Source organism: Streptomyces sp. NPDC044061, assembly GCF_056434305.1.
Genome location: NZ_JBWKFL010000005.1, coordinates 424,768 through 432,361, shown reverse-complemented (window position 1 = coordinate 432,361; position 7,594 = coordinate 424,768). Strand labels below are relative to the sequence as shown.

Below are 7,594 nucleotides of genomic sequence, written 5' to 3'. Positions count from 1 at the left end.
GGAGGAGGGGGGTGTGGGTGCGCCGGACGCGCTCCGGGCCACTTTGGGGGGGCCCCAACGCGGGGGGGGGGGGCCGAGGGGGCAGAAGCGGCGCGGCGCCCCCCGCTCCCGCTCCTGCCGGGCCGCCTCGGCCCTGGCCTCGTCGATCATCTCGTCGGCGATCCAGCACATCGGTTCCGCGTCCGCGACGAGCGGCTCGTTGTCGGGGCCCCGCCCCGTCCCCCGGCCGTCGAGGACCCGGGGACGAACGCCGGGGCCCCTCTCGTGCGGCAGGTGGGCGTAGTCGTACGGCCGGCGCGCCACCCACCCCTCCACCGACCGGTCCTGCCACCGCTCCTCGACGCCGAGGGGGCGGGCGGCACCGGCAAGGGTGCGCCGGAGAGGGACCCGCGGCTTCCGCTCTCACGGGGTGTCCCCGGGCGGCGCGGCCGCGGGCAGCCGCAGGGTGAAGACCGCGCCCGCACCCGGTTCGCTCGCCGCCTGAGCCGTGCCGCCATGGGCGGCGACGAGGTGGCGGACGATCGGCAGACCGAGGCCGCTGCCTCCGGTGCGGCGGCTGCGGGACTTCTCGGCGCGCCAGAACCGGTCGAACACGTGGGGCAGGTCCTCGGGCGCGATGCCGGTTCCGGTGTCGGTGACGGTGAGCAGGACCTCCTCGCCGTCCCGGCGGGCGGCCAGCGTGACCGTGCCGTCCTCGGGGGTGTGCCGCAGCGCGTTGGAGACCAGGTTCCCGAGCGCCTGCCGCATCCGTACCGGGTCGGCGTCCAGCCAGGCGGTGCCGTCGGCCTCGGTGCGCAGGGCGACCCCGGCGGTGTCGGCGGCCACCCGGTGGGCGGCCGCGACCTGGTCGAGCAGGTCACCGGCGGGGAGCGGCTCGCGGTGCACGCGCAGGGTGCCCGCGTCGGCAGCCGCGAGGTCCTGCAGGTCGTCGATGATCCGCTGAAGCACCAGCGCCTCCTCGTGCAGGGAGGCCAGCAGGGCCGGATCCGGGTCGACGACGCCGTCGCGGACCACCTCGAGCCAGCCGCGGATGTTGGTGAGCGGGCTGCGCAGCTCGTGGGCGATGTCGCTGACCATCGCCTTGCGCTGGGCCTCCAGGCGCTCGCGGCGCTCGGTCAGGTCGTTGAACGCCTCCGCCAGGATGCCGGTCTCGTCCCGGGTGGTCACCGGCACCCGCACGTGCAGTTCGGGCGGCTGCTGCGCGGCCTCGGTCAGGGCACGCAGCGGCCGGGAGAGCCGGACGGCGACGACGGCGGTGACGGCGACGGTGACGGCGAGGACCAGTCCGGCCGCGCCGACCACCTTGGCCTTGTTGGCCGCCGACATGTCGAACCGGGAGGGATTCTGGTCGCCGATGCCGAGGAACAGCTCGGCGACCGGGGCGACGTAGGGCTCCAGCTGGGTGCGGCGGGCGCCCTGCACGCAGCGCTGGGCCGCCTGCCCGGCCTTGCCGCCGGTCGGCCGGGCGAGCTTGGACACCAGGTAACCTCCGCCGAACGGGTCCTTGCCGCTCGGGTCGAAGGTGAGGAAGAGGGGTCCCCCGGGGTCCAGGCCCTCGTGCCGCAGGCAGGGCCGGGCCAGCTCCGCCAGCTCGGTCAGGGCCTTCTCCTCGGTCGGGGTGGGGGTGTTCAGCTGCCCGTCCCCGCACTGCTCCATGGCGTAGGAGGTGTCCGTCCCCTCCGGGCTGCTGAGCACGGGGCGTCCGCTCGGGATCCGCTGCACCGTGGCCTCGATCCCGAAGCTCTCGTAGCACTGCCGGCGCTTGGCGGCGAGCGCGTCCAGCTTGGCCCGCTCCTCGGCCGTGACCCGGTACGGCCCCACCACCCGGGGGTCGATGCCGCTGAGCTGGGCGCCGGTCTCGGTCCAGGTGTCGGTGCGCAACGGGTCGACGGTGGCGGCGGGCCGGGGCGGCACGGGCGTGCCGCGCGGCGCGGAGTCGGCGAGAAGCGTGCGGTCGGCGGTGGTCAGGGCGATGCGCCGGCCCGTCTCGGCGGCCAGGTCACGGACGGTGTGCTGGACGTCCGCCCAGTCGGGATGGGCGGCGGCGTATCCGCTGAGCCGGGCGAGGATGCTGTTGTCGGCGGCCAGGTCCTGGCCCTGCTCCTCCTTCAGGGCGCTGGTGGTCGTGGTCACCGCGAGCCAGGCGGTGGCCGCCACCGAGCAGACGGCGATGAGGGCGGAGACGAAGAGGAGCCGGACGAGCAGCCGTTTGCGCAGTGCTATCCGGCGCCGCGCGGCCGGCCGGCGCTTCACGGGCGGCCGCCGGTCAGCTTGTAGCCGACGCCGAACACGGTCACCAGACGGACCGGCCGCCGCGGGTCGGCCTCGATCTTCCGGCGCAGGTTCATGATGTGCACGTCCACGGCCCGCTCGGTGGAGGCCCGGTCGAAACCGCGGGTGCACTGCAGCAGCTGCCGACGGGAGAACACCCGGTCCGGTTCCCCCGCCATGGCGAGCAGGATCTGGAACTCGGCGGGTGTGCACTCCACCGGTCTGCCGTCACAGCGCACCTCGTGCCGTACGGGGTCGACGCCGACTCCCCCGGCCCGTACCACCGGATCGTCGTCCCGGACGTGCGCTCCGCGCCCGCTGCGCCTGAGGACCGTGCGGATCCGGGCCATCAGCTCGCGCGGGCTGTACGGCTTGGTCATGTAGTCGTCGGCGCCCAGTTCGAGGCCGAGCAGCACGTCGTCCTCGGCGGCGCGGGCGGTGAGCATGACCACCGGGATGTCCGGATCCTCGGTGCCGCCGCGCAGCACCCGGCACACGCCGAAGCCGTCGATCACCGGGAGCATCAGGTCGAGGACGACGAGGTCGGGTCCGAGCCGGCGGGCGGCCTCGATCGCGGCCGCGCCGTCGTGCACCACGGTGGCGGTGTGCCCCTCGGCCAGCAGCGAGCGGCGGATCAGTTCGGCCTGCTTCTCGTCGTCCTCGGCGACCAGTACATGTGCGCACACGAGTTCGGATCCTAGGGCCTGTCGTGAAGTTCCCGTCGTCGCCCGAAGGGCGGGCCTGCGGCGTCTGGTGCGGAAGTCCTCGTACTGGACGTACCTGGGTTTTCGCCCGGTACGGCGAGTGGGGGTGCCCCCTCCGGGGGAGCGTGCCAGGCGTCGCGGGGCAGACGGGAACTTCACGACAGGCCCTGGGCGGCTCAGCCGGCGAGCCAGTCGGCGTACCCCATGACGACGACCGGATGCCGGTCCGGGTCGAGGGTGCGCAGGAGCGCCTTCATGTGGGCCTTGGCGACGCTCACGCAGCCGTGGGTGGGACCCCCGTGGTCGACGTGCAGCCAGACACCGCCGCCCCGGCCCGGGCCGAGGGGGCGGGTCCAGTCCAGGGGCGAGGTGCCCGGCTCTCGGTTGTAGTCGATGGCGACGACGTAGTCGAAGGAGCCGGCCAGGGGCTCGCCCTCGAACCCGGTGCCCGGCGAGCTGAACCCGGTGGAGTGGTGGTACGGGAGCCTGCTGCCGGGGTCGGGCAGCAGGCCGCCGGCGTCGCTGAGGGTGTAGACGCCGAGCGGGGAGCGCAGGTCCCCGGCCCTGTGGTGGGTGCTCCAGCCGCGCAGCGCGTTGTGCGCGGGCCACTCGGCTCCCGCCTGCCAGCCGGTGGGGGTGCGCTCGTGCACGACGACCGTGGACAGCGGGGAGTTCCTGCCGCGCCCGGTGACGACGACGGCCTGCCGGGAGCGGTCCGGTATGACGGCGGCCGTCCGGGGGCCGAGGCCGGGTATGCCCTGCGGGGCCGCTTCGGCCCGGATCCCGGGAGCGCGGGTGGGGGTGGCCGTCGGCGCCGGGCGGGTGGCGGGGGCGCGGCGCTCGGTCGCCTCGGCTCCGCCGCCGCAGCCGGTGAGCAGCAGCGGGGAGCCGAGGAGAGCGACGGCGGTTCTGCGATGGATCATGGGTCGACCATCGCCGACACATGTTTGGAACTCGTCAGGTTCTAGGCCTTGTTCGGCTTGCCCCGCGTGTAGAGCCAGGTGTGGAAGAGCCCGTCCAGATCCTTGCCGGAGACGCGCTCGGCGAGCTTCACGAACTGGGCGGTCGTGCCGTGGCCGCCCCGGTGCTCGGTCGCCCAGGCGCGCAGGATCCGGAAGAAGTCGTGGTCGCCGACGGCCTTGCGCAGCTCGTGCAGGGTCATCGCGCCACGGGCGTAGACGGGCGTGTCGAAGATGTTCTTGCCGCTGCCCGGGTCGCCGGGCGGGAAGGCCCACAGGTCGTTGCCCGCCGGGCGGGCGTAGAGGGCGTCGAAGGACTTCTGGGCGCTGTCCCCGCCGTGCTGCTCGCTGTAGAGCCACTCGGCGTAGGTCGCGAAGCCCTCGTTGAGCCAGATGTCCTTCCAGGAGGTCAGCGCGACCGAGTCACCGAACCACTGGTGGGCGTTCTCGTGGACGAGGGTGCTCACGTCGGGCGCGGAGTCGTAGACGGGCCGGCTCTCGGTCTCCAGGGCGTAACCGACGTTCGGCGCGTGGTCGACGATCGAGCCCGCGGCGCGGAACGGGTACGGCCCGAACAGCTTGCTCTCCCAGTCCAGCACGGGGGGCAGCTTCTTGAGCACGGACGCCGCCGCGCGCGCCTCCCGGGCGTCGACGGCGTTGTAGACCTGGATGCCGTCGTGGGTGGTGTACTGCTCGACCTTGAACTTGCCGACGGTGGCGGTGGCCAGGTAGGCGGCCATGGGCTCGGCCTGGTGCCAGCGGAAGGTGGTGCGCCCGTTGGCGGTGTGCTGACCGCGCAGGACGCCGTTGGCGACGGCGGTGCGACCCTTGGGAACCGTGATCGTGAAGTCGTACGTCGACTTGTCCTTGGGGTGGTTGTTCGCCGGGAACCAGGTCATCGCGCCCTGCGGCTCGCCCGCGACGAACGCGCCGTCGTCGGTGGGTATCCAGCCGTCCGCGGAACCGTCCGGGTCGGTGACCGGCTCGGGGGTGCCGTGGTAGGTGACGGTGACGCGGAACTCCTGGCCCTCGCGCAGCGCGTGGCGCGGCGTGACGACGAGTTCCTGGCCGCTGCGGCGGAAGCCGGCGGCGGTGCGGCCGACGGTGACGCCGGTGACCTTCAGGCCCTTGAAGTCGAGGTCGAAGCGGGTGAGCTTCTGGGTGGCGCGGGCGGTGAGGACCGCCTTGCCGTCGAGGTGCCGGGTGCCCGTGTCGTAACGGAGCGTCAGGTCGTAGTGCTTGACGTGGTAGCCGCCGTTGCCGCTGAGCGGGAAGTAGGGGTCGCCCGCCCCGGACGAGCCGGCGGTGCCGGCCGCCGCGGGTCCGGCCGCCGCCAGCATCGCCGCCACGGCGACGGGGACGGTGGCGAGGACCGCCTCCCGGCGGAGGACTGCGGTACGTCGTCTTGGGGCCTGACTGCGCGGTGGCGTCACGGGCGCTCCTCTTGGGGGGGTGGCGAATGATCGTTTCGCCACAGACTAGGGGCGAGGGCGTCCCGGTTTCCCTCTCATTCTGGTCAAGTCACGCCGCGTCGCCACCGAGGAGGGCGGGACGGCCGAAGTACGCTCGCGGCACCGTCCGCGCCCCGAAGGGAAGCCCGACCGTGAGCGTCCGCGTACGCCGGATCTACGAACCGCCCGATTCCGACGACGGCCTGCGGGTCCTGGTGGACCGGCTGTGGCCGCGCGGTCTCGCCAAGGACGCGGCACGGATCGACGAGTGGCCGAAAGGACTCACGCCGTCGACGGAGCTGCGCCGCTGGTTCCACGCGGACGAGGGCTCGTACGAGGAGTTCCGCCGCCGGTACGAGGCGGAACTCGACGCTCCCGAGGCCGCCGAACTCCTCGACGGACTCAGGAAGTCGGCACGCAAGGGGCGGGTGACGCTGCTCACGGCGTCCAAGACGCCGGAGCAGAGCCATGCCTCAGTGCTGGCCGAGCTGCTGGCGGGCTGAGGCTCAGCCCGTCTGCTTCGCCGCCGCCCGGCCCGCCGCGCGGCCCGAGAAGAGGCAGCCGCCGAGGAAGGTGCCCTCCAGGGCGTTGTAGCCGTGGACGCCTCCGCCGCCGAAGCCGGCCACCTCGCCGGCCGCGTACAGGCCGGCGACGGGGCTGCCGTCGGCGCCGAGGGCACGGGAGTCGAGGTCGGTCTGGATGCCACCGAGGGTCTTACGGGTCAGTACGTGCAGGCGGACACCGATCAGGGGGCCCGCGGCCGGGTCGAGGATGCGGTGCGGGCCGGCGACCCGGCCGAGGCGGTCACCGATGTAGCGGCGGGCGTTGCGGATCCCCTGGACCTGGGAGTCCTTGCTGTACGGGTTGGCCATCTGCAGGTCGCGGGCCTCGATCTGGCGGCGCACCTCGGTCGCGTCCAGGAGCGGCTTCCCGGTGAGGCCGTTCATCTTCTCGACCAGCTGTTCCAGGCTGCCCGCGGAGACGAAGTCCGCGCCCTTGTCGAGGAACGCCCGGACCGGCGCGGGGGCGCCCTTGCCGAGCAGGCGGTCGCGCAGCACGGCCTTGCGGTCCTTGGCGGTGATGTCGGGGTTCTGCTCGGAGCCGGAGAGGGCGAACTCCTTCTCGATGATCTTCCGGGTGAGGATGAACCACGAGTGGTCGTACCCGGCGATGTCCTCGGTGGTGCGCAGGTACTTGAGCGTGTTGAGGGTGTCGTAGCCGGGCAGGCACGGGTCGGGCAGCCGGCGGCCGAGGGCGTCGAGCCAGATGGAGGACGGACCGGGCAGGATCCGGATGCCGTGGCCCGGCCAGACGGGGTTCCAGTTCTGCAGGCCCTCGGTGTAGTGCCACATCCGGTCCCGGTTGACCAGGCGCACGCCGGCCTCGGCGCTGATGTCGAGCATGCGGCCGTCGACGTAGGCGGGGACGCCGGTGACCATCTCGGCGGGGGGCGTGCCGAGCCGGTCGGGCCAGTAGCGGCGCACGATGTCGTGGTCGGCGCCGATGCCGCCGGTGGTGACGACGACGGCCTGGGCGGTGAGTTCGAAGTCGGCGACCCGGTCGCGGTTGGAGGCCACGCCACGCGGTGCGTCGTCGTCGGCCAGGACGGTACCGCGCACCCCGCGCGCCGTGCCGTCCTCGACGACCAGCTCGTCCACCCGGTGCCGGTGGTGGAAGGTGAGCAGTCCGTCCCGGGCGGCCTGCCGGGCGTACCGGACGAAGGGTTCGACCACGCCGGTACCGGTGCCCCAGGCGATGTGGAAGCGGGGCACCGAGTTGCCGTGCCCGTTCGCCCGCAGGTCGCCGCGTTCGGCCCAGCCGACGGTGGGCAGCAGCTCGATGCCGTGGCCCTGGAGCCAGCTCCGCTTCTCGCCGGCCGCGAACTCCACGTAGGCGCGGGCCCAGCGCACGGCCCAGGAGTCCTCGTCCGCCTGCCGGTCGAACCGGGCGCTGCCGCGCCAGTCGTTCCAGGCGAGGTCGAAGGAGTCCTTGATGCCGAGGCGTCGCTGCTCGGGCGTGTCGACGAGGAAGAGCCCGCCGAAGGACCAGAACGCCTGGCCGCCGAGGTTGGCTGCGTTCTCCTGGTCGACCAGGGCCACGCGCCGGCCCCGGCTGGTGAGTTCGTGCGCCGCGACCAGGCCCGCGAGGCCCGCTCCGACGACGATGACGTCCGCGTCCATGGCGGCCATGGCGTGTGTGTCCTTCCCTC

At 73.5% G+C, this 7,594-nt stretch carries 6 protein-coding genes and 1 pseudogene; 1 reads left to right on the top strand and 6 read right to left on the bottom strand.

Going from position 1 to position 7,594, the window contains the following annotated elements; translation table 11 throughout:
• The 5 genes and pseudogenes from AC07CM_RS11310 to AC07CM_RS11290 all read right to left on the bottom strand — a co-directional run.
• Positions 1-360: pseudogene (locus AC07CM_RS11310) on the bottom strand (DUF6098 family protein); the annotation flags it as partial.
• A gap of 42 nt (positions 361-402) precedes the next feature.
• A complete protein-coding gene (locus AC07CM_RS11305; RefSeq protein WP_478876099.1) occupies positions 403-2,253 on the bottom strand; it encodes a sensor histidine kinase in 1,851 nt (616 codons plus the stop codon).
• Positions 2,250-2,957, bottom strand: coding sequence for a response regulator transcription factor (locus tag AC07CM_RS11300; RefSeq protein ID WP_478876098.1), 708 nt, complete (start codon positions 2,955-2,957; stop codon positions 2,250-2,252). Before AC07CM_RS11300 ends, AC07CM_RS11305 begins: the two co-directional genes overlap by 4 nt.
• Before the next feature lie 194 nt (positions 2,958-3,151).
• A complete protein-coding gene (locus tag AC07CM_RS11295) occupies positions 3,152-3,898 on the bottom strand; it encodes a L,D-transpeptidase family protein (RefSeq protein ID WP_478876097.1) in 747 nt (248 codons plus the stop codon).
• A 41-nt stretch (positions 3,899-3,939) separates the two neighbouring features.
• Positions 3,940-5,367 (bottom strand): M1 family metallopeptidase, encoded by a 1,428-nt coding sequence (locus AC07CM_RS11290; protein ID WP_478876096.1) that lies wholly within the window; start codon positions 5,365-5,367, stop codon positions 3,940-3,942.
• Positions 5,368-5,537: 170 nt separating this feature from the next.
• Between AC07CM_RS11290 and AC07CM_RS11285 the strand changes: the two genes are divergently transcribed.
• Positions 5,538-5,888: a DUF488 domain-containing protein gene (locus AC07CM_RS11285; RefSeq protein WP_478876095.1), complete on the top strand. Its 351-nt coding sequence runs from the start codon at positions 5,538-5,540 to the stop codon at positions 5,886-5,888.
• Positions 5,889-5,891: 3 nt separating this feature from the next.
• Here AC07CM_RS11285 and AC07CM_RS11280 read toward each other — a convergent pair whose 3' ends face one another.
• Positions 5,892-7,565, bottom strand: a complete 1,674-nt coding sequence (locus tag AC07CM_RS11280) for an FAD-binding dehydrogenase (protein WP_478876135.1) — start codon at positions 7,563-7,565, stop codon at positions 5,892-5,894.
• Positions 7,566-7,594 lie beyond the last annotated feature (29 nt).